Raw genomic sequence first — 26,118 nt, forward strand, 5'->3', positions numbered from 1 at the left:
TGCCGCATCCGACTGTCATCAGTCCGATAACTTAACGATCCCAGTAAGACTCTTCCAGACTGTCTTCACGCTCCGGTAAGCCGCGCGTTAAACGAGGTGAATGCTGGTTCAGTACTTGATAGCTCACACGGTTAGCATATTTACACACCTGCGCTAACGATGAATAAGTTAACCAGGTGAATTTATGTTTGCTGGAGTTTGGTACGTTGCTACGGTGATAACTGTTAGCAGTAATGTCATGCAACAACGCTGCCAGTGCGCCATCCCCCGCTCCGTTAGTGTTCATGATTTTTTCCGGCCCGCCCATGTACGGCGCAATGTGCGAATAGACACGCAACGGATTCTGACAATCCTTGTGGCGCATGGCGCGGCTAAACTCATACTGGTTAAATTCCGCGATAGCGCCCGGCAGCAGCGGATGCTGGGTTTTGCGTTTCGCTTCGTCTTCAGTAAAGCCCGCCATATACAAGCCGATTGGCCCGGCAGTGCATAGCACCAGATCAACCCAGTCCAGCGCCTTGTCAGATGCCAACAACGGATCACTCTCTCCGGTCAACGCTTCCGCTTCATCTTCGTTCATCGCAAGGATAGAGACGTGATCTTTGAGGAATTGCTGCCACCACTGCGGATTCTCGGCAATGACAAACTTGGTACCCAGTGTCAGTACCACCGGTACGTTATATTTCTTCGCATACTCAATGGCTTTCATGGTTGCTTCCGGCATGGGTTCACCCGGCTTGCAACGCACCAGATAAGAAGTGAGAACCAGTGCCGAGGCTCCGGCAATCACATCTTCCGGAATACTTTCAGCCCGCAGCTGGTTCATGTGGCCAGGGCTGATAGCAAAGGTACGTTCCCCGGACTCGCCAATCAGCGTAAAGCAACGACCAATCGGGCCATCCACGCCTTGTAGATAGTTAAGATCGGTACGGCTGGAGGTGTTACATAGGTAACGATAGGCATAGCTGCCAATTTCAATATTGCTGCACATGACGCCCAGCAGCACCGAACGGTCGTCCGCGAGCACCGAGTAGTTGTGCATGGTGTTACCAATAGTGCCACCCGCAAATTGATGGGTAATCAGGTTTTTCTGTTTCAGCTCCTGATAAAGTGCTTCGGCAACATCATCCTCAATCACCAGTGAATGCCCGGCGCTTAATCCATAACGCTCAATGAACTCATCATCCACTTTCGCTTCAATATCGACCAGCGTTTGATCGATACCCACTACCCAGGCAGCGCTGGTTTCGTTTTCTGGCTGGAATTGCTGAAGCAGCGGATCGCGTGCGTTTACGGGAAAATAATGTTTGGATTTACGTTTGCCGGGAAATTTCATGGTTGTTTTTACGGGTGGTTAACTGAGCGGCGAATGTTAACACAATCTGACGGGAGCGCGCGAGACGCAGCCAGTTTCAATATCAGCAGGCGGGATCGCATTTTCATGGCAGTGGTTCCTTACAATGACGTAATTTGAAAGGAGTTTTTGCATGAAGCCGGAAAACAAATTACCCGTTCTGGACCTTATTTCTGCTGAAATGAAGACCGTTGTGAATACTCTTCAGCCGGATTTACCGCCCTGGCCCGCAACGGGAACGATTGCAGAGCAACGTCAGTATTACACGCTTGAACGCCGATTCTGGAATGCTGGCGCTCCAGAAATGGCAACCAGCGCTTACATGGTTCCCACACCTTATGGTCAGGTCGAGACTCGCCTCTACTCACCCAAAAGTCACAGCCCGGCGACACTATTTTATCTGCATGGTGGTGGTTTTATTCTCGGCAATCTTGATACCCACGATCGGATTATGCGACTGCTGGCAAATTACACCCAATGTACAGTGATTGGTATTGCTTACACTCTTTCGCCAGAAGCACGTTTTCCGCAGGCAATAGAGGAAATTGTGGCTGCCTGTTGCCACTTCCACCAGCAGGCAGAGGATTATCAAATCAATATGTCCCGCATTGGTTTTGCCGGTGATTCCGCAGGTGCCATGCTGGCGCTCGCCAGTGCGTTGTGGTTACGTGATAAACAGATAGATTGCGGTGAAGTTGCGGGCGTTTTGCTGTGGTATGGGCTTTACGGATTACGGGATTCCGTGACTCGTCGTCTGTTGGGCGGTGTCTGGGATGGCTTAACGCAACAGGATTTACAGATGTATGAAGAGGCGTATTTAAGCCACGACGCTGACCGCGAGTCGCCGTATTACTGCCTGTTTAATAATGATCTCACTCGTGAGGTTCCGCCCTGTTTTATTGCCGGAGCGGAGTTCGATCCGCTGCTGGATGACAGCCGTCTGCTTTACCAGACGTTAGCGGCGCATCAGCAGCCCTGTGAGTTCAAACTCTACCCAGGCACGCTGCACGCCTTTTTGCATTATTCACGGATGATGAAAACCGCCGACGATGCTCTTCGCGACGGCGCTCAGTTCTTTACCGCTCAGCTTTAGCGATACGCAGCAACAAGATTAGCCATCATTTCGATATGTTCCGGTGTGGCATTAAGCGCCGGAATATATTCGTATTTTTTCCCGCCCGCACCGAGGAAGACCTCACGGTTTTGCTCGGCAATCTCTTCCAGCGTCTCCAGACAATCTGCAGCAAAGCCCGGGCACATCACCTGAATATGACCTACGCCTTTTTCTCCGAGCATTTTCAGCGTTTCGTCGGTATAAGGCATCAGCCAGGGTTCCCGCCCAAAGCGCGACTGAAAGGTCATCATCACTTTTTCCGGTGCCATCCCCAGTACGGAAGCCAGTTCGCGAGTCGTTGTGCGACAACGTTGCGGGTAATCATCGCCTTCATCGGCATAACGCTGGGGAATACCGTGATAAGAGAGCAGCAGTAGATCCGGTTCGCCATGTTTGGCAAAAGAAGCACGTACGCTGTTCGCCAGTGCATTAATGTAATCGTGGTTATCGGCGTAATCACGAATAAACGATATCCCCGGAATGCTACGTTTGCGCGCCAGAATGCGTGCCAGTTCATCCCATACCGCACCGACCGTTGAACAGGAGTATTGCGGATAAAGCGGCAGCACCACGATATGATCTACATGTTCTGCCAGTAGTTCATCTACGGCGCTTTCCAGTGATGGCGAGCCGTAGCTCATTCCCAGCGCCACGGGCGTCTCCGGTAAACGTTGTGCCAGCGCCTGCTGTTGCTGGCGACTGTAAACCATCAGCGGCGAGCCGCCTTCCATCCAGACCGAGGCGTACAGCTTAGCTACGCGCGGTGAGCGCAGCGGCAAAATTACGCCGCGCAGCAACGGCCACCACAACAGCCGTGAGGTATCAACCACGCGTCTGTCGCTTAAAAATTGTTTCAGGTAGCGTTTTACCGCTTCAGGTGTGGGGGCATCGGGCGTACCCAGGTTTGCCAGCAGAATACCGGTTTTAGTTTGACGCATTACCGCCTCTTATCGATTCAACTTGTTGATAATTGTAGCGGAAAAGTGAAGAAGAAGAACTAATTGCTGCAAGAGGTATTGCCTGAGGAGAATGAGCAGACCTGCCCGAAAGCAGATCTGCTGCGGCTTGATTAGCCGAGGATTTTTTCCAGATCAGCGCGAACTTCAGCAACCGGTTTGGTGCCGTCAACTTTCGCGTATTTGGTGTTACCCGCTTCCGCTTCTTTGGAGTAGTAGCCGATCAGCGGCGCAGTCATCTGATGGTATTCAACCAGACGTTTACGCACGGTTTCTTCCTGATCGTCTTTACGGGTAGTCAGTTCTTCACCGGTAACGTCGTCTTTGCCTTCTACTTTCGGCGGATTGAATTTAACGTGATATACACGACCAGACGGCGCGTGAACGCGGCGGCCTACGATACGGTCAACAATCAGTTCGTCCGGTACGTCGAATTCCAGAACGTAATCAACGTTGATGCCCGCTTCTTTCATCGCGTCTGCCTGCGGAATGGTACGCGGGAAGCCATCCAACAGGAAACCATTACGGCAGTCTTCCTGAGCAATACGCTCTTTAACCAGCGCGATCACCAGCTCGTCGGTGACCAGTTTGCCAGCATCCATAATGTCTTTTGCTTGTTTACCCAGCTCGGAGCCAGATTTGACCGCAGCACGCAGCATATCGCCAGTGGAGATTTGCGGAATACCATATTTCTCCATGATGAACTGAGCCTGAGTCCCTTTCCCCGCGCCCGGAGCGCCAAGCAGAATGATACGCATTGCGAAAATCCCCTTAAAATGTGTCGAATTTTTTGAAAAAGCGATAAACGATACCACCATCAGGCGATTGCCTCAAGAAAGGCACCTGAGGCTGAAACGGTTAATGGCGAGATAATTTGCGGAAAGGACAGATGATGAAAAGAAAAATGCCGGATGACACGAGGGTCATCCGGCATTACATCAGGAAACCAGCAGCTGGTTCATACGGCGAATAAACAGGTTCGGATCTTCCAGCGTACCGCGCTCTGCCAGCAGCGCCTGATCCAGCAGCAGTTCTACCCACTCGCTGAACTTCGCTTCATCTTCAGTATCTGCCGCACGTTTCACCAGTACGTGATCCGGGTTCAGTTCGAAGATGTATTTCACTTCTGGTACTTTCTGGCCCGCCGCAGCGAACAGTTTCGCCATCTGGGTGCTCATTTCGTCCGCGTCGGTCGAAACGATCGCTGGCGTATCGGTCAGACGGTGAGTCAGACGGACATCTTTCACGCGCTCGCCGAGCAGGGCTTTCACACGGTCGATGAACGGAGTCAGTGCTTTCTCCGCTTCTTTCGCGCTCTCATCAACTTCGTCAGCCAGTTTTTCCAGCGACTCGTCAACTTTAGACACAGACTGGAACGGTTTACCGTCGAACTCAGTCAGATAGTTCATCATCCACTCATCGATGCGGTCGGAAAGCAGCAGAACTTCGATGCCTTTCTTACGCAGCAGTTCCAGGTGCGGGCTGCTCTTCGCTGCCGCATAGCTGTCTGCGGTGATGTAGTAGATTTTCTCCTGCCCTTCTTTCATGCGGGAAACGTAGTCTTCCAGAGACACGGTCTGCGCAGAAGAATCGGTATGGGTAGAAGCAAAACGCAGCAGTTTGGCGATCGCTTCCTGGTTAGCGAAATCTTCCGCCGGACCTTCTTTCAGCACCAGGCCAAACTGTTGCCAGAAGGTCTGGTATTTTTCCGCGTCGTCTTTCGCCAGTTTTTCCAGCATTTGCAGCACACGCTTGGTCAGCGCATTGCGCAGGTTACGCGTTACCGTGCTGTCCTGGAGGATTTCACGGGAAACGTTCAGCGGCAGATCGCTGGAGTCAATCAGACCACGCACGAAGCGCAGATAGTTCGGCATGAACTGTTCTGCGTCGTCCATAATGAACACACGCTGAACATACAGTTTCAGGCCGTGCTTATGATCGCGGTTCCACATATCCCACGGTGCCTGCGACGGGATGTACAGCAGGCTGGTGTACTCCTGCTTACCTTCGACACGGTTGTGGCTCCAGGTCAGCGGATCGTTAAAGTCGTGAGCGATGTGTTTGTAGAACTCTTTGTACTCTTCATCGGTAATTTCCGACTTGTTACGGGTCCACAGCGCCTGCGCTTTGTTGATTTTCTCCCAGGAGATAACGGTTTCGCCGTCTTTCTCTTCGCGTTTTTCGATCTCTACCGGCAGCGCGATATGGTCGGAGTATTTGCTGATGATGGAACGCACGCGCCAGTCATCGAGGAACTCGTCTTCGCCTTCACGCAGATGCAGGGTGATTTCAGTACCACGATCTTCTTTGGTGATGTCGGCAACGGTATATTCACCTTCGCCAGCCGATTCCCAGAAGACGCCGTTTTCTGGTTTTTCGCCTGCCGCGCGAGTACGCACGGTCACTTTGTCGGCCACGATAAACGCAGAGTAGAAACCAACACCAAACTGACCGATCAGTTGGCTGTCTTTCGCCTGGTCAGAACCCAGGGATTCGAGGAATGATTTGGTGCCGGATTTAGCGATAGTCCCCAGATGGTCAATCACTTCGTCGCGGGTCATCCCCACGCCGTTATCGGAGATGGTCAGCGTACGCTTGTCTTTATCGAAAGAGACACGAACGCGCAGTTCGCCATCACCTTCGTACAGGTCCGGGTTAGAGAGCGCGCGGAAACGCAGCTTGTCCGCCGCATCGGAGGCGTTAGAGATAAGCTCACGCAGGAAGATTTCTTTATTGGAATAGAGAGAATGGATCATCAGGTGCAGAAGCTGTTTCACTTCTGACTGAAAACCACGAGTTTCTTGTCCTTTCATGTAGGTCTACCTCAATAATGCCATTTTAAGGTTAAAAACAGGATGAGGGAGAGATGGGGACAAGGGAGAATAATTTCAAGCGAGAGCAGGTGATCCTGCTCTCGTTTGCTTAAAAACGAATCTTATGACGCCCGGCAAGGGAGTGTGACAGCGTGGTGCCATCGACCATTTCCAGCTCGCCGCCAACCGGTACGCCATGAGCGATTCGGCTGGCTTCCACGTCATATTGCGCGCAAAGCTCGGCAATGTAGTTAGCGGTAGCTTCACCTTCAACCGTGGGGTTGGTGGCGAGGATCACTTCAGTGATTTTTTCCTCTGCCAGACGCTGTTCCAGACGATCAAGGCCGATATCATCCGGACCGATGCCGTCCAGCGGTGACAGATGTCCCATCAACACAAAATAACGACCTGAAAACTGCCCCGTCTGCTCAATGGCGTAAATGTCCGCCGGACTCTCCACCACGCAGATTTGACCGTTTTCCTGACGACGCGGATTCGAACAGATGTTACAGACTTCCTGTTCGGTGAAGGTGCGGCAATCGGCGCAGTGGCCGATTTCCGACATCGCCCGGGTGAGCGCCTGCGCCAGACGCATCCCGCCGCTACGATCGCGCTGAAGCAGCGTGAACGCCATACGCTGCGCCGACTTCGGGCCAACGCCCGGCAGACAGCGCAGTGCTTCCATAAGCTGTGTTAACAGCGGGCTGGTTTGCATCAGAACGGCATCTTAAAGCCAGGCGGCAGCTGCATTCCGGAGGATACAGAGGCCATTTTTTCTTTCTGCGTTTCTTCGATACGACGTGCCGCGTCGTTGAATGCTGCAGCCACCAGGTCTTCCAGCATCTCTTTGTCGTCTTCCAGCAGGCTCGGGTCGATCTCTACGCGACGGCAGTTGTGTGCACCGTTGATGGTCACTTTTACCAGACCTGCGCCAGATTCGCCGGTCACTTCCAGCTGCGCGATCTCTTCCTGCATTTTCTGCATTTTTTCTTGCATCTGCTGGGCTTGCTTCATCAGGTTACCCAGACCGCCTTTACCAAACATAGGTTTCTCTCTCAATCACGTTAAGGATGACGAACGTAAGCTGTGCTTACGATCAAATGGGGCGGATACTTTCTTCATCCAGCTCCGCATCGAAGAATCGACGCAGGGTCTGAATATTATTATCCGCAATAATGGACTCGCGCGCCTGCGCAAGTTTTTCTTCGTATATCGCCTGACGCCACTCCAGCGGCGTACGCACCGCGGGATTATCATCTTCAACGATAGTCAGTTCAACCGTTGAACCTTTTAACGTGCTCAACGCTTCAGCCAGTTTTTGCTGTGCACCGCGGTTGTTTAAATGCCGCTGAGAGGAGCGCAAATGCAGACATACTGCGTTGTCGCTCTCCTCTTTCCAGGCATTTAACGCCACCTGTTCGACCAGTTTTGGTAGCGAAAGTTGGCTCACCTGTGCCGCCCAAGGATCGCGGTCAATGGCTTCTGCCGCCAGCTTTGCCGCCAGTTCCGGCGTTTTTTCATGTTCCAGCGCTTTTTTCAGCGCCTTCGGCGTGGCGACCACTTCTTTTTGCTGCATCACTGGAGTGGTCGCCTTCCAGCGATACGCTTCTTTTTTGGCTGGTGCTTTTTCCAGCGCCGATGGCACCGGACGCGCCTGAACGCGATCGGTGACCGAAGCCAGTCTTTCCAGCGCAGCGTTATTCACCGGCCGCGCGCGGGTAGCGGCTGCCGGTTCACTCTTTTTTGCTTTGGTTGCTCCCTGTGCGCGCTGCAGTTGTTGGCGCGCCGCCAGCACCTGGCTGGTGGTTTCTGAGAGCGGTACAGTCGGTGCCTGCTGCGGAGCTGATTGCGGTTGCGGCGGCACCTGGGTTGGCGTCATTACTGCCGTTGGCGCGACGGGCGCAAAAGACTGGCGTGGCACTTCTGGCTCAGGCAGCGGCATACGCGGATGAAACGCCAGTGCGCGCAACAGCGTCATCTCAACGCCCATGCGGCGGTCCGGCGCATACGGTAATTCTTTGCGACCAATCAACAGCGTTTGATAGTAAAGCTGAATATCCGTCGGCGGTATGGTGCGCGCCAGTTCACGCATCCGCAGCTCGATGGCGGCCATGTCGTTGCCCAGCGCAGCAGGGGAAAGTTGCACCATTGCAATGCGGTGCAACAGGCCGAGCATTTCTACCAGCAACGCTTCCCACTCAATACCACGAGCGGCGGCTTCATTAATCAGCGACATTACACGCTCGCCGTTGGCTTCAACCATCGCTTCAACCAGCGACAGCGCCTGATCGTCGTCAAGCGTACCCAGCATCGCACTGACCGCCTGGGTTGAAACCAGGCCGTCACCGCTGGCAATTGCCTGGTCGGTTAAACTTAAGGCATCTCGCAAGCTGCCTTCAGCGGCGCGCGCCAGCAGTTGCAGCGCCCGCGGCTCGTGAGCGATATGTTCTTCGTTGAGGATGTGCTCAAGCTGATGGCGAATTTGCTCGACATCCAGCGCCTTGAGATGAAATTGCAGGCAGCGTGACAAAATCGTCACCGGCAATTTCTGCGGATCGGTCGTCGCCAGCAGAAACTTGACGTGCTCCGGCGGTTCTTCAAGGGTTTTTAACAGTGCGTTAAAGCTGTGGCGCGACAGCATATGCACTTCGTCGATCAGATAAACTTTAAAACGACCACGCGCTGGCGCGTACTGGACGTTATCCAGCAGGTCGCGGGTATCTTCGACTTTGGTGCGCGAGGCGGCGTCGATTTCAATCAGATCGACAAAGCGCCCCTGCTCGATTTCACGACAGTTATCGCACACGCCGCACGGCGTCGCGGTAATGCCGGTTTCGCAGTTTAGCCCCTTCGCCAGCAGTCGGGCGATAGAGGTTTTTCCGACGCCACGGGTGCCGGAAAAAAGATAAGCATGATGAATACGCCCTAACGACAAGCCGTTCGCCAGTGCGGTCAGCACATGTTCCTGGCCGACGACGTCAGCAAAGGTTTGTGGGCGCCATTTTCGGGCTAAGACCTGATAACTCATTGGCAGGCTCTGAAACGCTGGAAGGTGGATTCACGAAGGGGTAATGCTAACACAGCCCCGTCAGAACGGCGAGGCTGAATGCACATCTTGTGCTGCCCGTAGCGTGAGCAGCGCAAGACTGACGATAATTAATGGCCCGGGAACGGAACAAGGCTGTAGCTGGTAATGCCCTGTTTTTCGAGACGCTGTTCGCCGCCGAGATCGAACAGGTTGATAATGAACGCAGCATCAGCCACTTCACCACCCAGACGACGGATCAGTTTAACGGTCGCTTCGATAGTGCCGCCGGTTGCCAGCAGGTCGTCCACCACCAGAACTTTGTCGCCCGGTTTGATGGCATCAACGTGGATTTCCAGCTGATCGGTGCCGTATTCCAGATCGTAAGTTTCACTGATGGTTTCACGCGGCAGTTTGCCCGGTTTACGGACCGGTACAAAGCCAACGCCCAGACCCAGAGCTACCGGAGCGCCAAACAAGAAGCCGCGCGCTTCGGTGCCGACAACTTTGGTAATACCCGCATTTTTGTAACGCTCAACCAGTAAGTCGATGCTGAGAGCGTAAGCTTTCGGGTCTTCCAGTAAGCTGGTGACATCGCGGAAAAGAATGCCGGGTTTTGGGTAGTCCTGAATGCTTTTGATGCTATTTTTGAGATACTCAAGCTGCTGTGCAGTCGCGGTCATAAGTGTATGCCTGCTTGTTACGGTGGTACTCACGGCGCGTCTTAAACGTATCAAAAGTAACAATTGTTTAACCTTTGACCGCCTGCGCCTGTGCTCGAAAACGCCAGAATGTACTGGCTGTACGCAATAATTGCAACTGCGATTGTTGTGCTTCAGTGCTTTTCTTGCTTTTCATCAATCACAGGAATTCGCCACATATAGAAAAGCAAACAGGCGAGAATAACCAGCAACATGATGCGTACCCATGGCATCTGGACGAACCACAGAGAAATGGCAAACGTGAGCAAAATAAGCAAAATCGCGCGCGGTTTGACGCCGCGCGGCATCGCATGATGTTTCTGCCAGAAACGTAGATAGCTACCAAACCATGAGCGGTAAAGCAACCAGGCGTGAAAGCGCGGGGAAGAACGGGCAAAGCACCAGGCCGCCAGCAGGATAAACGGCGTCGTCGGTAATACCGGTAATACCACGCCCAGCGTACCCAGCACTACCGCCAGCCAGCCAATGATGATTAAAATGATTCGTTGCATATTGAGTGTTGTCAGCTTACAGAGTGGCTACTTTAGCATAACAATTATCATTTTCATTGAGGTCTTATCGTGAAAACCACCCTGCTGCTGGAAAAACTGGAAGGGCAGCTCGCCACGCTGCGTCAGCGTTGTGCCCCGGTAGCGCAATTTGCCACGCTAAGCGCCCGTTTTGACAGGCACCTTTTTCAGACCCGTGCGACAACGCTACAGGCGTGCCTGGAAGAAGCGGGAGATAATTTGTCCGCGCTTCGCCATGCAGTTGAGCAACAGCAACTGCCGCAAGTGGCATGGCTGGCGGAACATCTGGCGACGCAACTGGAAGCCATAGCGCGAGAAGCCTCCGCCTGGTCACTGCGCGAGTGGGACAGTGCGCCACCGAAAATTGCCCGCTGGCAGCGTAAACGTATTCAGCATCAGGATTTTGAGCGGCGGCTACGTGAGATGGTAGCCGAACGTCGAGCCCGCCTGGCGCGGGTGACCGATCTCGTGGAACAGCAAACGCTGCATCGTGAAGTCGAAGCCTATGAAGCGCGCCTGGCACGCTGCCGCCATGCGCTGGAAAAAATCGAAAACAGGTTAGCGCGTTTAACCCGCTAGCAATGGAGAGAGTATGTCACTGGAAAATGCCCCTGACGATGTCAAACTGGCTGTCGATTTGATTGTGCTGCTGGAAGAAAATCAGATCCCAGCGCGCACCGTGCTGCGCGCGCTGGATATTGTAAAACGCGATTATGAAAAGAAATTAACGCGCGATGATGAGGCGGAAAAGTGAGAAATAAATGGGGCCGCTAAATGTCCCCTAAGATTGCGGGTAAACGCAAAACTGCCTGATGCGCTACGCTTATCAGGCCTACACCGCTCCTGCAATATATTGAATTCTTGCGGTTTCGTAGGCCGGATAAGGCGGTCACGCCGCATCCGGCATGAACAACGCGCACTTTGTCAGTAATCTCGGGGCAACTAAATGTCGCCCCCTTTCGTTATTACCCTACCGCTGACGTTGGATCGTCGCCTTTGTAGTCGCGTTTCACTTCCGTCACTTCATCGCCCTTCTCGTTGTGCAGATGCACTTCAAGCTGGTTAAAGGCAATGTTGATGTCGTTTTCACGGCACAGCTGATCAATAGTACGGTTCAGCTCATCGACAGTACGACTGCGGTCACGCAGTTCACGCACGTACAGGCGCAGCTCGTGATCCAACGTGCTGGCACCAAACGCCGTAAAGAAGACTTCCGGCATGGGTTCGTGCATCACCCTTGGGTGCTCAGTCGCCGCCTTCAGCAACACTTTACGCACTTTTTCCAGATCGGAGCCATAGGCCACGCCCAGGCGGATCACCAGACGCGTGGTGGTGTCGGTTAACGACCAGTTGATCAGACGCTCGGTAACAAACGCTTTGTTCGGGATGATCACTTCTTTGCGATCGAAATCGGTAATCGTTGTCGCACGAATACGGATCTTACTGACCGTCCCAGAGTAGGTACCAATGGTTACCGTGTCGCCAATGCGCACCGGACGTTCGAACAGGATAATCAAACCGGAGACGAAGTTACCGAAGATCTCTTGTAAACCAAAACCAAGACCTACGGATAATGCCGCCGCCAGCCACTGGAGTTTATCCCACGAGACGCCCAGCGATCCGAACACCGTCATCGCACCAACGGCAATGATGATGTAGTTAAGGATGGTAGTAATGGCATACGACGCGCCCTGGCGCATATTCAGTCGCGAGAGCACCAATACTTCCAGCAAACCAGGCAGGTTGCGAATCAACGCCCAGGCTACCATTGAGGCGATAATCGCAAACAACAGACTGCCCATGGTGACGTTTTTCACCACCGCAGCGCCAGCTTCAGTGCCGTTGTAATGCCAGAGCGTGATGCTGTCGAGATAGCTGAACACGGTGATCAAATCTGACCAAATTGCCCAGAACATGACACCGAACAGCGCAAACATCAGCAACATAGTAATACGCAGCGTCTGTTGGTTAACCTGCTCCAGTGCAATGGTTGGTTCTTCCGGCGGTTCGGCACCTTCTGCGCCCTCTTTCACCAGATTCTGTCGACGCGCCAGCGCACGACGCCAGGCGATACGCCGCGCCGCTACGCTTAAGCCGCGCAATACCGTCTGGTACAGCAGGTTCCAGATAATCACCAGATACACGGTTTCAATCCAACGTCCGGAGAGGCGCAGTGTGGTGTAGAAATAACCCGTGGCGGTCAGCACCATCAACGCAATCGGGATTATCGACAGTATGGTAATGGTGACAAGTCGCATGGTGTGCGACTCTTTATCACGCCAGCTTTCGCGGCACATTGGCCATACCAGGAAGGCAATCAGCAGCAGGTTGAAGAAAATCATCGCCTGCCCCAACACATCATCCATCAGATGCAGCGGGGAAAGTTCTGCCACCACAGACCAGAAATGAATTGGCAGCAACGCGAGACTGATGCGGACAATTTGCCGACGCCAGTGGCTGGTCTGCTGTTCCGGCATGCCAAAGTGACGCACGGCAACACCGTTTTTCTCCAGTACCTTCCAGCACAGGCCAAACACCAGCCAGAAAATCGCCAGTTTTTTACAGAACGACCACAGCAGTTCGCTGATGTTGAGCTGCATGGTTAGCAGAATCAGACCAACCGCAAGAATAATCAGACATACCGGCAGTGCGCGAATCAGGTCGATAAGGATCGCTTTTGGTGTGTTGAGCTGGCTGTCGTTACGCAGGGAACCCACAGCGGAAGCCAGTTTTTGTTGATACGCTTTCAGCCATCCCAAACGCCAGTGGATCAGCCCGGCAATTAATAGCAGTGGCAAACCAGCGAGGAAAGCGATAAAGACGGCAGGCCAGGCTTTTTCCCAGTTTACCGTGATCTTCATCGACTTAAATTCATCTTTCAGCGTTTGTGGGAACGCTTTGATCCAGTCCCAGTCCATTGGACGGTTACTGTTCACCCAAAAGATTTGCTGAGTCAGGATCGATTTCAGGTTTTTCGACACGCTCATTAACTGCTGCTGGTTGATTTGCAGGTTAATGGCCATCATCAACTGGTTACCCAACTGTTTATTAAGCTGATCCAGCAGTTCGCGACGCATATCCACAACCTGGAGTAATGCGTCATGAACTTCACTGTTAACTTCGTTGGCGTGGCCTTCTTCCAGCTTGTTAACGAACGCATCACTCTGGAAGAGCGCATCACGCTGCTGGTTGACTTCAAACTGTTCGAGACGCAAATCCGCGATGCGGTTGGTCATGTTTTCCAGTTCATCCGCCGAGGGCAGCGTTTGTTGTTGCTGGTAAAGGATACGAGACAACAGCAGACTGCCCTTCAGGACGGCAATCTGCTCCTTAATATTTCGTTCCGATTGCAGCGCCCGCTCAAGCCAGTTTTTGACTTTAATGTTTTGCTGCATTAGCTGATTACCGTTTTCAGTCGCGGTAATCAGACGCTGACTCAACTGCTGGTTAATTTCCAGTTCCTGTTTCACCAGAGGATTAGCCTGAATACGTGCAGCTTCATCCGGAGAGACGGCTTCCTGCGCCGTTTTTTCGGTTAAGGTCAGGCGCTTACTGTTTACCGCTTCTTGCAACAGTTGCAACTGGTGTTCCAGACGAGCACTGTTCGCCGTCACGTAATCACGCTGCTTTTGCAAGGTATCCTGTAAGACGGTGTTCCCTTCCAGGCTTTTTCGCTGCTGGTCAATCTCAGCATTCAGCAAAACCTGCTGGGCCTGCATCAACACTTTCTGGCTGGGACGTAAGGCAGTATCGCCAACATCAGTGCCATCCAGGCGGCTGCGAATTTGTTGCAGCTGCTGCGAAGCGTTATACATCGCATTTTGCACGCGTTCGGGCTGCGTCTGTAACGAAACCAGCTGGCTGTTATAAGACGCCAGATCGTTTTGTGCGTTTTGCAAATCGTCCAGCGCCTGGGCAACGCGAGTTTCCAGCTGGCGCAACGAAAGCGTGCTTAGAATTTTGCGCGTTTCTTCGTCGTTATCGACATCGCTAAGTGCTGTTAACGCCGCGGTCGCCTGACGCATTTTTTCCGGCGCTTCAGCGACTTTTTGCCGTAGCTGAACTGTCTCTTCTTTTATGCGATCGATTTTATCGAGGGTGGCTAATGTATCTGTCAGATCCTGCTGCACCAGTTTGTCCTGAGCAGAAAGATCTTTTTGTTTATTGAATGAGTCAAGTTGTGCCTGCAGGTCCGCTTTTGTCGGCAGATCACCATTCGATGGCGCCCGCGCAAACGCCGCATTCTGGCATAACAAGACCAAAACAAAAGCAATGAATGCTGAAAAAACAAAATGCCGTGATCGTTTGTAATACTGGAACATAGTCATGATGAATGAAGGTTTCTGAACCTGAAGAACGACCTGAAAAAGTCAAACCGCAAGAATATCACGACGCAATGAACCAGAATAGCAACGGCGAAAATGTCCAGGAAAAATCCTGGAGTCAGATTCAGGGTTATTCGTTAGTGGCAGGATTACGAAGCGTGGGGCACAGGAGATACATCTCCAGTAAGATGGCGACGTAATCGCGGGCTTCTTTTTTAAGATCAAAAGATTGCGGGGCAAAGAGCCAGTTTTCCATCAGGCCGGAAATATAGCCGCGCATAATAATTGCTGCGCGACGCGTCATTAAATCCGCAGGCAACATTTTCGCTTCAATACAATGTTTTAACGTTTGTTCTATACGGTCATAACTTTCCAGACAGAGATTACGTTGTGCCTGTTGCACAACAGCCATTTCTCCGACAAATTCGCATTTGTGGAATATAATCTCCATCAATAATCGACGCCGTTCTTCTGTCACCGTGGATTCAAGAACATGAATTAATATCTCTCTTAATACTGAGAGTGGATCGCCAGGGAATTTTGCCTGATACTCAAGCTCTAGTTCACCAATATTGGATTCTGACAGTTCCCAGATCTCACTGAACAAATCCGACTTGTCTTTAAAATGCCAGTAGATTGCACCGCGCGTAACGCCAGCTGCTTTTGCAATCTCGCCCAGCGAGGTGGATGATACCCCCTGCTGTGAGAAAAGACGTAGAGCCACATCGAGGATGTGTTGGCGCGTTTCTTGCGCTTCTTGTTTGGTTTTTCGTGCCATATGTTCGTGAATTTACAGGCGTTAGATTTACATACATTTGTGAATGTATGTACCATAGCACGACGATAATATAAACGCAGCAATGGGTTTATTAACTTTTGACCATTGACCAATTTGAAATCGGACACTCGAGGTTTACATATGAACAAAAACAGAGGGTTTACGCCTCTGGCGGTCGTTCTGATGCTCTCAGGCAGCTTAGCCCTAACAGGATGTGACGACAAACAGGCCCAACAAGGTGGCCAGCAGATGCCCGCCGTTGGCGTAGTTACAGTCAAAACTGAACCTCTGCAGATCACAACCGAGCTTCCGGGTCGCACCAGTGCCTACCGGATCGCAGAAGTTCGTCCTCAAGTTAGCGGGATTATCCTGAAGCGTAATTTCAAAGAAGGTAGCGACATCGAAGCAGGTGTCTCTCTCTATCAGATTGATCCTGCGACCTATCAGGCGACATACGACAGTGCGAAAGGCGATTTAGCGAAAGCCCAGGCTGCAGCCAATATCGCGCAATTGACGGTGAATCGTTATCAGAAACTGCTGGGTACGCAGTACATCAGTAAGCAAGAGTACGATCAGGCTCTGGCTGATGCGCAACAGGCGAATGCCGCGGTAACTGCGGCGAAAGCTGCCGTTGAAACTGCGCGTATCAATCTGGCTTACACCAAAGTCACCTCTCCAATTAGCGGCCGCATTGGTAAGTCAAACGTGACGGAAGGTGCCCTGGTGCAAAACGGTCAGGCGACTGCGCTGGCAACCGTGCAGCAACTTGATCCGATCTACGTTGATGTGACTCAGTCCAGCAACGACTTCCTGCGCCTGAAACAGGAACTGGCAAATGGCACGCTGAAACAAGAGAACGGCAAAGCCAAAGTGTCGCTGATCACCAGTGACGGCATTAAGTTCCCACAGGACGGTACGCTGGAGTTCTCTGACGTTACTGTCGATCAGACCACCGGGTCTATCACCCTACGCGCTATCTTCCCGAACCCGGATCACACTCTGCTGCCGGGTATGTTCGTGCGCGCACGTCTGGAAGAAGGGCTTAATCCAAACGCCATTTTAGTCCCGCAACAGGGTGTAACCCGTACGCCGCGTGGCGATGCTACCGTACTGGTGGTAGGCGCGGATGACAAAGTGGAAACCCGTCCGATCGTTGCAAGCCAGGCTATTGGCGATAAGTGGCTGGTGACAGAAGGTCTGAAAGCAGGCGATCGCGTAGTAATAAGTGGGCTGCAGAAAGTGCGTCCTGGTGTCCAGGTAAAAGCACAAGAAGTTACCGCTGATAATAACCAGCAAGCCGCAAGCGGTACTCAGCCTGAACAGTCCAAGTCTTAACTTAAACAGGAGCCGTTAAGACATGCCTAATTTCTTTATCGATCGCCCGATTTTTGCGTGGGTGATCGCCATCATCATCATGTTGGCAGGGGGGCTGGCGATCCTCAAACTGCCGGTGGCGCAATATCCTACGATTGCTCCGCCGGCAGTAACGATCTCCGCCTCCTACCCCGGCGCTGATGCGAAAACAGTGCAGGACACGGTGACGCAGGTTATCGAACAGAATATGAATGGTATCGATAACCTGATGTACATGTCCTCTAACAGTGACTCCACGGGTACCGTGCAGATCACCCTGACCTTTGAGTCTGGTACTGATGCGGATATCGCGCAGGTTCAGGTGCAGAACAAACTGCAGCTGGCAATGCCGTTGCTGCCGCAAGAAGTACAGCAGCAAGGGGTGAGCGTTGAGAAATCGTCCAGTAGCTTCCTGATGGTTGTCGGCGTTATCAACACCGATGGCACCATGACGCAGGAGGATATCTCCGACTACGTGGCGGCGAATATGAAAGACGCCATCAGCCGTACGTCGGGCGTGGGTGACGTTCAGCTGTTCGGTTCTCAGTACGCGATGCGTATCTGGATGAACCCGAATGAACTGAACAAATACCAGCTAACGCCGGTTGATGTCATTACCGCCATCAAAGCGCAGAACGCCCAGGTTGCGGCGGGTCAGCTCGGTGGTACGCCGCCGGTGAAAGGCCAACAGCTTAACGCCTCTATTATTGCTCAGACGCGTCTGACCTCTACTGAAGAGTTCGGCAAAATCCTGCTGAAAGTGAATCAGGATGGTTCCCGCGTGCTGCTGCGTGATGTGGCGAAAATTGAGCTGGGTGGTGAGAACTACGACATCATCGCAGAGTTTAACGGCCAACCGGCTTCCGGTCTGGGGATCAAGCTGGCAACCGGCGCGAACGCGCTGGATACCGCTGCGGCAATCCGTGCTGAACTGGCGAAGATGGAACCGTTCTTCCCGTCAGGTCTGAAAATTGTTTACCCGTACGACACCACGCCGTTCGTGAAAATCTCTATTCACGAAGTGGTTAAAACGCTGGTCGAAGCGATCATCCTCGTTTTCCTGGTTATGTATCTGTTCTTGCAGAACTTCCGCGCGACGTTGATTCCGACCATTGCCGTACCGGTGGTATTGCTGGGGACCTTTGCCGTCCTTGCCGCCTTTGGCTTCTCGATAAACACGCTAACAATGTTCGGGATGGTGCTCGCCATCGGCCTGTTGGTGGATGACGCCATCGTTGTGGTAGAAAACGTTGAGCGTGTGATGGCGGAAGAAGGTTTGCCGCCAAAAGAAGCCACCCGTAAGTCGATGGGGCAGATTCAGGGCGCTCTGGTCGGTATCGCGATGGTGCTGTCGGCGGTGTTCGTACCGATGGCCTTTTTCGGTGGTTCTACTGGTGCTATCTATCGTCAGTTCTCCATTACCATTGTTTCAGCAATGGCGCTGTCGGTACTGGTGGCGTTGATTCTGACTCCGGCTCTTTGTGCCACCATGCTGAAACCAATTGCCAAAGGCGATCACGGGGAAGGCAAAAAAGGCTTCTTCGGCTGGTTTAACCGCATGTTCGAGAAGAGCACGCACCACTACACCGACAGCGTAGGCGGTATTCTGCGCAGTACGGGGCGTTACCTGGTGCTGTATCTAATCATCGTGGTCGGCATGGCCTATCTGTTTGTGCGTCTGCCAAGCTCCTTCTTGCCAGATGAGGACCAGGGCGTATTTATGACCATGGTTCAGCTGCCAGCAGGTGCAACGCAGGAACGTACGCAGAAAGTGCTCAATGAGGTAACGCATTACTATCTGACCAAAGAAAAGAACAACGTTGAGTCGGTGTTCGCCGTTAACGGCTTCGGCTTTGCGGGACGTGGTCAGAATACCGGTATTGCGTTCGTTTCCTTGAAGGACTGGGCCGATCGTCCGGGCGAAGAAAACAAAGTTGAAGCGATTACCATGCGTGCAACACGCGCATTCTCGCAAATCAAAGATGCGATGGTGTTCGCCTTTAACCTGCCTGCAATCGTGGAACTGGGTACTGCAACCGGCTTTGACTTTGAGCTGATTGACCAGGCTGGCCTTGGTCACGAAAAACTGACTCAGGCACGTAACCAGCTCCTTGCAGAAGCAGCGAAGCACCCTGATATGCTGACCAGCGTACGTCCAAACGGTCTGGAAGATACACCGCAGTTTAAGATTGATATCGACCAGGAAAAAGCGCAGGCGCTGGGTGTTTCTATCAACGACATTAACACCACTCTGGGCGCTGCATGGGGCGGTAGTTATGTGAACGACTTTATCGACCGCGGTCGTGTGAAGAAAGTTTACGTCATGTCAGAAGCGAAATACCGTATGCTGCCGGATGATATCGGCGACTGGTATGTTCGTGCTGCTGATGGTCAGATGGTACCGTTCTCGGCGTTCTCCTCTTCTCGTTGGGAGTACGGCTCTCCGCGTCTGGAACGATACAACGGCCTGCCATCCATGGAAATCTTAGGCCAGGCAGCACCGGGTAAAAGTACCGGTGAAGCAATGGAGCTGATGGAACAACTGGCGAGTAAACTGCCTACCGGTGTTGGCTATGACTGGACGGGGATGTCCTATCAGGAACGTCTCTCCGGCAACCAGGCACCTTCACTGTACGCGATTTCGTTGATTGTCGTGTTCCTGTGTCTGGCGGCGCTGTACGAGAGCTGGTCGATTCCGTTCTCCGTTATGCTGGTCGTTCCGCTGGGGGTTATCGGTGCCTTGCTGGCAGCCACCTTCCGTGGCCTGACCAATGACGTGTACTTCCAGGTAGGCCTGCTCACAACCATTGGGTTGTCGGCGAAGAACGCGATACTTATCGTCGAATTCGCCAAAGACTTGATGGATAAAGAAGGTAAAGGTCTGATTGAAGCGACGCTTGATGCGGTGCGGATGCGTTTACGTCCGATCCTGATGACCTCGCTGGCGTTTATCCTCGGCGTTATGCCGCTGGTTATCAGTACTGGTGCTGGTTCCGGCGCGCAGAACGCAGTAGGTACCGGTGTAATGGGCGGGATGGTGACTGCAACGGTACTGGCAATCTTCTTCGTTCCGGTATTCTTTGTGGTGGTTCGCCGCCGCTTTAGCCGCAAGAATGAAGATATCGAGCACAGCCATACTGTCGATCATCATTGATACAACGTGTAATCACTAAGGCCGCGCAAGCGGCCTTTTTTAGATGCATAACCTACGAGTTGAATGGGGAACTGAACAATCAACTCAGAATCTCATATGAAAACCAGTATTAACTTCGCATAAAATTCATAAAAAATACTGATTGTTAGTTAATTTATATTAAGTAGCGCTAATAGATTTAATAATCCATAATCATTTAGAGGCTTTTCTTAATTATTTGCGGTAATTCTTTATTCATTCATCGGTTATTACGACATATTCAGAGCATTCCTGGTATTAGTGTGACCAATTTCATCTGGCGATAATCTTGAAATGTTATGAACAGTTCGAGCAAACTGCTTTTACCTGCAGCGGGTTGGTGCTAGTATGAAAAAGTGAGTCCTATCCCGCTTCCTTCCTATTTGTAATTTTTCGTAATAATGCGATGAAAACCTGCAAAGAGTGGCTTATAGTTAAGCTAACAAACGAGAGGGCAAGTCCAGGTCAGTAAGTTTTTTCCATCCCGAAAGGTGTCCGTTAGTTCAACCGCTAAGAAGGGGACGCGTTATGGATGAATACTCACCCAAAAGACATGATATCGCACAGCTTAAGTTTCTCTGTGAAACCCTGTATCATGATTGCCTTGCAAACCTTGAAGAAAGCAACCATGGCTGGGTTAACGACCCAACCTCGGCGATCAACCTCCAGTTGAATGAACTGATTGAGCATATTGCGACCTTCGCACTTAATTACAAAATTAAGTATAATGAAGACAATAAGCTCATTGAGCAGATCGACGAATATCTGGATGACACCTTTATGTTGTTCAGTAGTTATGGTATTAATATGCAGGATCTTCAAAAATGGCGGAAGTCAGGTAATCGACTATTCCGTTGTTTTGTCAATGCGACGAAAGAGAATCCTGCGAGTTTATCTTGTTAGAATTATTACAACCATGGGTAGAAGTATGTCCGAAAAACCTTTAACGAAAACCGATTATTTAATGCGTTTGCGTCGTTGCCAGACAATTGACACGCTGGAGCGTGTTATCGAGAAAAATAAATACGAATTATCAGATAATGAACTGGCGGTATTTTACTCAGCCGCAGATCACCGCCTCGCCGAATTGACTATGAATAAACTGTACGACAAGATCCCTTCCTCAGTATGGAAATTTATTCGCTAATAAATAATTGGCTTTCGGAGCTATAACCAGCTGTTTATTAAGAATTTTATACTTTATCGCCATGAAGGCGCACCCTATGTGATCTTCATCACACAGACGTAATGGGAACGTTCTCTTCACTGACTTTTCGTCTTACTGTGTTGCCGCATTTTCAGCAACCGGAGGTCAGTAATGAGCACAGAAAAAGAAAAGATGATTGCTGGTGAGTTGTATCGCTCGGCAGATGAGACGTTATCTCGCGATCGCCTGCGCGCTCGTCAGCTTATTCACCGATACAATCATTCCCTGGCGGAAGAGCACACATTACGCCAGCAAATTCTCGCTGATTTATTCGGTCAGGTGACAGAGGCTTATATTGAGCCAACGTTTCGCTGTGACTATGGCTATAACATTTTTCTCGGCAATAATTTTTTCGCCAACTTCGATTGCGTGATGCTTGATGTCTGCCCTATTCGCATCGGTGATAACTGTATGTTAGCGCCAGGTGTTCATATCTACACGGCAACACATCCCATCGACCCTGTAGCACGTAATAGCGGTGTTGAACTGGGGAAACCCGTCACCATCGGTAATAACGTCTGGATTGGCGGACGCGCAGTCATTAACCCTGGTGTGACCATTGGTGATAACGTCGTGGTAGCCTCAGGTGCAGTTGTCACAAAAGATGTCCCGGACAATGTTGTCGTGGGCGGTAATCCAGCCAGAATCATTAAAAAATTGTAACCTGTTTTTCGCAACTGTTATGCAAAATCGTGGCAAATCTGTTACTTTCCCTCTACTATTCCCACGTTAAAATAGGGTGTTCCCTGGAAAGTTGCAGATACCACGAAGGCAAACGATGACCGAAATACAACGCCTGCTGACCGAAACGATTGAGTCTCTGAATACCCGCGAAAAACGCGACAACAAACCCCGCTTTAGTATCAGTTTTATCCGTAAACATCCGGGGCTGTTTATCGGTATGTACGTTGCTTTTTTTGCCACCCTGGCGGTGATGTTGCAGTCCGAAACGCTGTCAGGCTCTGTCTGGCTACTGGTTGTATTATTTATCCTGCTTAATGGTTTCTTCTTTTTCGATGTCTACCCACGCTACCGCTATGAAGATATCGACGTGCTGGATTTCCGCGTTTGCTATAACGGCGAATGGTACAACACGCGCTTTGTACCTGCCGCGCTGGTTGAAGCCATCTTGAACTCTCCGCGTGTCGCGGATGTTCATAAAGAACAACTGCAAAAAATGATCGTCCGTAAAGGTGAACTGTCTTTTTACGATATTTTTACCCTCGCTCGCGCCGAATCAACATCTTAAGTTAGGGTTACATACCAGGCGTAAAGCTCTACGCCTGGTCAAATGACAACGATCGTTTCCACCCATCGCTTCATGAAATACCAGCTCTACCTCCTTATCTCCTGCCAGCCTTTTTCCACAATCAGATATACTTTCCCTACACTGTGTTAATAAGGATATGCTGGTGAGAACACGACATCTGGTCAGCCTGATTTCGGGAGTACTGATTCTTTCAGTATTACTGCCTGTCGGCTTAAGCATCTGGCTGGCCCATCAGCAAGTACAAACATCGTTTATTGAAGAGCTGAATACCTATTCCTCCCGCGTCGCTATTCGGGCCAATAAGGTGGCGATACAAGGGAAAGATGCTCTGCAGGAGCTGGAAAGGTGGCAAGGTGCGGCCTGTAGCGCAGCCCATCTCATGAAAATGCGTCGGGTATCTTATAGTTATCGCTATATTCAGGAAGTGGTCTATATCGATAACAACGTTCCCCAGTGTTCGTCTCTGGAGCATGAAAGCCCACCCGATGCCTTCCCCGAGCCAGGTAAAATTTCGAAAGATGGTTATCGGGTCTGGTTAACATCGCATAACGATTTAGGCATTATCCGTTACATGGTCGCTATAGGAACGGCACATTATGTCGTCATGATCGACCCCGCTTCCTTTATTGATGTCATTCCCTATAGCTCATGGCAAATTGATGCCGCCATTATTGGCAATGCCCATAATGTTGTCATAACCAGCAGCGATGAAATTGCTCAGGGAATTATTACCAGGCTACAAAAAACACCCGGTGAGCATATCGAAAATAATGGAATTATTTACGATATCCAGCCCTTCCCGGAGATGAATATTTCGATCATCACCTGGGCTTCAACGAAAATGTTGCAGAAAGGCTGGCATCGGCAAGTCTTTATTTGGTTACCGCTCGGGTTGGTGATTGGCCTGCTGGCAGCGATGTTTGTGCTGCGTATTTTGCGCCGTATCCAGTCACCGCATCATCGGCTGCAGGATGCTATCGAAAATCGTGATATTTGCGTGCACTATCAGCCGATTGTCTCCTTAGCCAATGGCAAAATTGTCGGTGCTGAGGCACTGGCGCGCTGGCCGCAGACAGACGGTAGTTGGTTGTCACCAGATAGTTTTATTCCGCTGGCACAGCAAACGGGGCTTTCTGAGCCGTTGACGCTACTGATTATAAAAAGTGTCTTTGAAGATATGGGCGACTGGCTGCGTCAGCATCCGCAGCAGCATATTTCGATCAATCTTGAATCCACCGTACTCACCTCGGAAAAAATCCCGCAATTGCTGCGTGAAATGATCAATCACTATCAGGTTAATCCCAGACAGATCGCGCTTGAACTCACTGAACGCGAGTTTGCCGATCCGAAAACCAGCGCCCCGATAATTTCTCGCTACCGGGAGGCGGGCCATGAAATTTATCTCGATGATTTTGGTACGGGGTATTCAAGTTTAAGCTATTTACAGGATCTGGATGTCGACATTCTGAAGATCGATAAATCTTTCGTTGATGCGCTGGAATATAAAAATGTCACGCCACATATCATCGAAATGGCAAAAACACTGAAACTGAAAATGGTAGCGGAGGGAATCGAAACCAGTAAACAAGAAGAGTGGCTACGCCAGCATGGCGTGCACTACGGCCAGGGCTGGCTCTACAGCAAGGCATTACCGAAAGAGGATTTCTTACACTGGGCCGAGCAACATTTGTGAATTTTTGGGCTGACGGCACGCCGCACAGCCCGTCACGCTACCTATTCGTCGATGATTGACTCGAATCCGCCATAGATCATTCGCTTGCCATCAAACGGCATGGACTCGCCGAACTCCTTCATCCGTGGGTCCGACATCATCTTTTGATTAGCAGCGTCGCGGACCTCTTTTGAAGGGTATTCAATCCAGCTAAAGACAACCTCTTCATTCTCTTCCGCTTTCACCGCCATACGAAAATCGGTCACTTTGCCATCCGGTACATCGCTGGCCCAGCATTCGACAATACGAAGCGCGCCAAACTCTTTAAACAATGGCGCGGCCTTAGCGGCCATTTCCCGATAGGCATCCTTTTTATCGGCAGGAACGGCAACCACAAAACCATCAACATACTTCATCAGACATACCTCCGAAGCGTACTGCGCAGCCAGACAATTCTTGCGACGTCAGTTGTGGTTAAAGTTTAGCCATGTTGGGATTTTTTGACGAAACGGGGGGAGGCAGAAATGGGTGGGGGCCCTGCCAGCTACATCCCGGCACACGCGTCATCTGCCTTGGCTGCTTCCTTCCGGACCTGACCTGGTAAACAGAGTAGCGTTGCGGGAGAACCAACAGAGCCCCCATTGAGAGCGTTGAGAACCAACGCGCAGGCGCATTATCACTGCTGCCCCGGCTAATTGCAACCCATTGCGTGCCAGATGCTGGTTTCTTGCGCAATGCGGCTTCACTCGGGCGTTTTTCCAGATTATGCTGAAAAATTACCTCAGGAAGAAAAGATGGAAAAAGAAGATTCATTTCCCCAACGCGTCTGGCAAATCGTAGCCGCTATTCCCGAAGGCTATGTCACCACTTACGGTGATGTGGCGAAACTGGCGGGATCGCCCCGCGCCGCGCGCCAGGTGGGTGGTGTGTTAAAGCGTCTCCCGGAAGGCAGCACCTTGCCCTGGCATCGGGTGGTTAATCGCCACGGCACCATTTCGCTAACCGGACCGGATTTACAGCGTCAGCGACAGGCATTACTGGCAGAAGGTGTGATGGTGTCAGGAAGAGGGCAAATCGACTTGCAGCGTTATCGCTGGAACTACTAACCCTCTCCGGGCGGAGAGGGTTAACTTCGCTTAATATTGCGTAGGAGCCGGAACTGCCGAAGACGGATTCACCTGGGTTGGTGAGGTCGAAGGTACGGTAGTCGTTGCGCCACCGCTGGCCTGAACCGGCACGGCGGTTTGCTGCACCGGCACTAATGTCAGGTCCGCTTTGGTCCCGCCCTGGTTGATCACCGGCTGAACGGTATCGGTGATAAATACCAGTTTGTCATTCACGGTAATCGCCGCACTCAACAGAATACGCGCGTTCGGCTGAACGTCTGCCGGGTTAAATGGCAGAACAAAGCTGAATGGTGACTGTTTACCTTCAGTACGCACCGCTTTTTGCGCCAGCACTTTTGACGGTGCATCGGCTAATGATGCGTCAGAAAGTGTCACGGTCAGCACGGCATCAGGCGGCAGTGCGACTTTCTGACGGATCCAGACGGTACCGGAAACATTCGGTTGCTGGATAGCAGGTTGCTGTGTTGCTGAAATAGACGTATTTGCAGCCGGTGCTGGCGTCTGAATATCCGCGCTTTTATCTGCGCAAGCCGCCAACGCAATCGCAACCGCTAAACCACTGGCCATGTGCACGAGTTTCATTTACTTCTCCTTATTATCAATGCACCAGCGGGCTAACTTTCCTCGCCGGAAGAGTGGTTAACAAAATAGTAACGTCAACAAGTGTGGCACACATCACGCATTTCTGCCTGTAATTGGCTAGTAATTCAGACTATTGCAC

General features: G+C 51.4%; 24 protein-coding genes, 1 other RNA gene and 1 other annotated feature. Of the genes, 11 read left to right on the forward strand and 14 right to left on the reverse strand.

The features are described 5' to 3' along the window. Positions 1 to 31: 31 nt before the first annotated feature. Positions 32 to 1,336, reverse strand: a complete 1,305-nt coding sequence (gene gsk, locus AACU19_RS10630; protein WP_000671574.1) for an inosine/guanosine kinase — start codon at positions 1,334 to 1,336, stop codon at positions 32 to 34. A 151-nt stretch (positions 1,337 to 1,487) separates the two neighbouring features. Here gsk and aes point away from each other — a divergent pair, with 151 nt between their 5' ends. Beyond that, positions 1,488 to 2,447 (forward strand): acetyl esterase, encoded by a 960-nt coding sequence (aes, locus tag AACU19_RS10635; RefSeq protein ID WP_105278224.1) that lies wholly within the window; start codon positions 1,488 to 1,490, stop codon positions 2,445 to 2,447. Here the strand turns inward: aes and hemH are convergent. From hemH to AACU19_RS10675, 8 genes are all read right to left on the reverse strand, one after another. After that, positions 2,444 to 3,406, reverse strand: coding sequence for a ferrochelatase (hemH, locus tag AACU19_RS10640; protein ID WP_001250118.1), 963 nt, complete (start codon positions 3,404 to 3,406; stop codon positions 2,444 to 2,446). The genes aes and hemH overlap by 4 nt on opposite strands. Before the next feature lie 131 nt (positions 3,407 to 3,537). Continuing rightward, the gene (gene adk / locus AACU19_RS10645) at positions 3,538 to 4,182 is read right to left on the reverse strand and encodes an adenylate kinase (protein WP_001220233.1); all 645 of its coding nucleotides are present in this window, start codon (positions 4,180 to 4,182) and stop codon (positions 3,538 to 3,540) included. 180 nt (positions 4,183 to 4,362) lie between these two features. Then, positions 4,363 to 6,237, reverse strand: coding sequence for a molecular chaperone HtpG (gene htpG, locus AACU19_RS10650; protein WP_000678201.1), 1,875 nt, complete (start codon positions 6,235 to 6,237; stop codon positions 4,363 to 4,365). Positions 6,238 to 6,346: 109 nt separating this feature from the next. Next, the gene (gene recR, locus AACU19_RS10655) at positions 6,347 to 6,952 is read right to left on the reverse strand and encodes a recombination mediator RecR (RefSeq protein WP_001195025.1); all 606 of its coding nucleotides are present in this window, start codon (positions 6,950 to 6,952) and stop codon (positions 6,347 to 6,349) included. Continuing rightward, entirely contained in the window at positions 6,952 to 7,281 is a 330-nt protein-coding gene (locus tag AACU19_RS10660) for a YbaB/EbfC family nucleoid-associated protein (protein ID WP_000467098.1), read from the reverse strand. The genes recR and AACU19_RS10660 overlap by 1 nt, the downstream gene beginning before the upstream one ends. A 52-nt stretch (positions 7,282 to 7,333) precedes the next feature. Continuing rightward, positions 7,334 to 9,265, reverse strand: coding sequence for a DNA polymerase III subunit gamma/tau (gene dnaX / locus AACU19_RS10665; RefSeq protein ID WP_105278225.1), 1,932 nt, complete (start codon positions 9,263 to 9,265; stop codon positions 7,334 to 7,336). Next, positions 7,937 to 8,001 (reverse strand) — a sequence feature (DnaX frameshifting element). Its footprint overlaps the gene before it by 65 nt. Positions 9,266 to 9,393: 128 nt before the next feature. Beyond that, on the reverse strand, positions 9,394 to 9,945 hold the full coding sequence (apt, locus tag AACU19_RS10670; protein ID WP_000127356.1) for an adenine phosphoribosyltransferase: 552 nt from the start codon (positions 9,943 to 9,945) through the stop codon (positions 9,394 to 9,396). 152 nt (positions 9,946 to 10,097) lie between these two features. Beyond that, positions 10,098 to 10,475 (reverse strand): DUF454 family protein, encoded by a 378-nt coding sequence (locus AACU19_RS10675; protein WP_001188905.1) that lies wholly within the window; start codon positions 10,473 to 10,475, stop codon positions 10,098 to 10,100. Between the two features lie 69 nt (positions 10,476 to 10,544). On the opposite strand from AACU19_RS10675, the gene priC reads away from it, so the two are divergent. Both priC and rsmS read left to right on the forward strand, forming a co-directional pair. Next, positions 10,545 to 11,072: a primosomal replication protein N'' gene (gene priC / locus AACU19_RS10680; RefSeq protein WP_105278226.1), complete on the forward strand. Its 528-nt coding sequence runs from the start codon at positions 10,545 to 10,547 to the stop codon at positions 11,070 to 11,072. Between the two features lie 13 nt (positions 11,073 to 11,085). Continuing rightward, positions 11,086 to 11,247, forward strand: coding sequence for a pleiotropic regulatory protein RsmS (rsmS, locus tag AACU19_RS10685; RefSeq protein WP_000051146.1), 162 nt, complete (start codon positions 11,086 to 11,088; stop codon positions 11,245 to 11,247). Between the two features lie 211 nt (positions 11,248 to 11,458). Here the strand turns inward: rsmS and mscK are convergent, their stop codons facing one another. After that, positions 11,459 to 14,821: a mechanosensitive channel MscK gene (gene mscK, locus AACU19_RS10690; protein ID WP_105278227.1), complete on the reverse strand. Its 3,363-nt coding sequence runs from the start codon at positions 14,819 to 14,821 to the stop codon at positions 11,459 to 11,461. A 127-nt stretch (positions 14,822 to 14,948) separates the two neighbouring features. Next, complete coding sequence (gene acrR, locus AACU19_RS10695) at positions 14,949 to 15,596, reverse strand: multidrug efflux transporter transcriptional repressor AcrR (RefSeq protein WP_000101737.1); 648 nt, start codon at positions 15,594 to 15,596, stop codon at positions 14,949 to 14,951. Positions 15,597 to 15,737: 141 nt separating this feature from the next. Here acrR and acrA point away from each other — a divergent pair, with 141 nt between their 5' ends. The 7 genes from acrA (at position 15,738) to pdeB (ending at position 24,291) form a co-directional block, all read left to right on the forward strand. Next, entirely contained in the window at positions 15,738 to 16,931 is a 1,194-nt protein-coding gene (gene acrA / locus AACU19_RS10700; protein ID WP_001353399.1) for a multidrug efflux RND transporter periplasmic adaptor subunit AcrA, read from the forward strand. A gap of 22 nt (positions 16,932 to 16,953) precedes the next feature. Beyond that, on the forward strand, positions 16,954 to 20,103 hold the full coding sequence (gene acrB / locus AACU19_RS10705; protein WP_001132492.1) for an efflux RND transporter permease AcrB: 3,150 nt from the start codon (positions 16,954 to 16,956) through the stop codon (positions 20,101 to 20,103). A 546-nt stretch (positions 20,104 to 20,649) separates the two neighbouring features. Next, entirely contained in the window at positions 20,650 to 21,024 is a 375-nt protein-coding gene (gene tomB, locus AACU19_RS10710) for an Hha toxicity modulator TomB (RefSeq protein WP_000344800.1), read from the forward strand. A gap of 25 nt (positions 21,025 to 21,049) precedes the next feature. Beyond that, positions 21,050 to 21,268 (forward strand): HHA domain-containing protein, encoded by a 219-nt coding sequence (locus tag AACU19_RS10715; protein WP_001291435.1) that lies wholly within the window; start codon positions 21,050 to 21,052, stop codon positions 21,266 to 21,268. A 171-nt stretch (positions 21,269 to 21,439) separates the two neighbouring features. After that, a complete protein-coding gene (gene maa, locus AACU19_RS10720; RefSeq protein ID WP_032302582.1) occupies positions 21,440 to 21,991 on the forward strand; it encodes a maltose O-acetyltransferase in 552 nt (183 codons plus the stop codon). 115 nt (positions 21,992 to 22,106) lie between these two features. Beyond that, entirely contained in the window at positions 22,107 to 22,577 is a 471-nt protein-coding gene (locus AACU19_RS10725) for a YlaC family protein (protein WP_000136192.1), read from the forward strand. Positions 22,578 to 22,740: 163 nt separating this feature from the next. After that, positions 22,741 to 24,291 (forward strand): cyclic-guanylate-specific phosphodiesterase PdeB, encoded by a 1,551-nt coding sequence (pdeB, locus tag AACU19_RS10730; RefSeq protein WP_105278277.1) that lies wholly within the window; start codon positions 22,741 to 22,743, stop codon positions 24,289 to 24,291. 41 nt (positions 24,292 to 24,332) lie between these two features. On the opposite strand, the gene AACU19_RS10735 is transcribed toward pdeB, so the two are convergent. Both AACU19_RS10735 and ffs read right to left on the reverse strand, forming a co-directional pair. Beyond that, entirely contained in the window at positions 24,333 to 24,686 is a 354-nt protein-coding gene (locus tag AACU19_RS10735) for a DUF1428 domain-containing protein (protein WP_000878140.1), read from the reverse strand. 119 nt (positions 24,687 to 24,805) lie between these two features. Next, an RNA gene (gene ffs, locus AACU19_RS10740) (signal recognition particle sRNA small type) lies at positions 24,806 to 24,902 on the reverse strand. A 162-nt stretch (positions 24,903 to 25,064) separates the two neighbouring features. Between ffs and AACU19_RS10745 the strand changes: the two genes are divergently transcribed. Then, entirely contained in the window at positions 25,065 to 25,376 is a 312-nt protein-coding gene (locus AACU19_RS10745; RefSeq protein ID WP_000409907.1) for an MGMT family protein, read from the forward strand. Positions 25,377 to 25,406: 30 nt separating this feature from the next. Here the strand turns inward: AACU19_RS10745 and AACU19_RS10750 are convergent, their stop codons facing one another. Continuing rightward, positions 25,407 to 25,979: a YbaY family lipoprotein gene (locus tag AACU19_RS10750; protein ID WP_000779831.1), complete on the reverse strand. Its 573-nt coding sequence runs from the start codon at positions 25,977 to 25,979 to the stop codon at positions 25,407 to 25,409. Between the last annotated feature and the right edge of the window lie 139 nt (positions 25,980 to 26,118).

The sequence above is a fragment of the Escherichia sp. MOD1-EC4550 genome, assembly GCF_963876935.1.
Taxonomy (GTDB): Bacteria; Pseudomonadota; Gammaproteobacteria; order Enterobacterales; family Enterobacteriaceae; genus Escherichia; species Escherichia coli_F.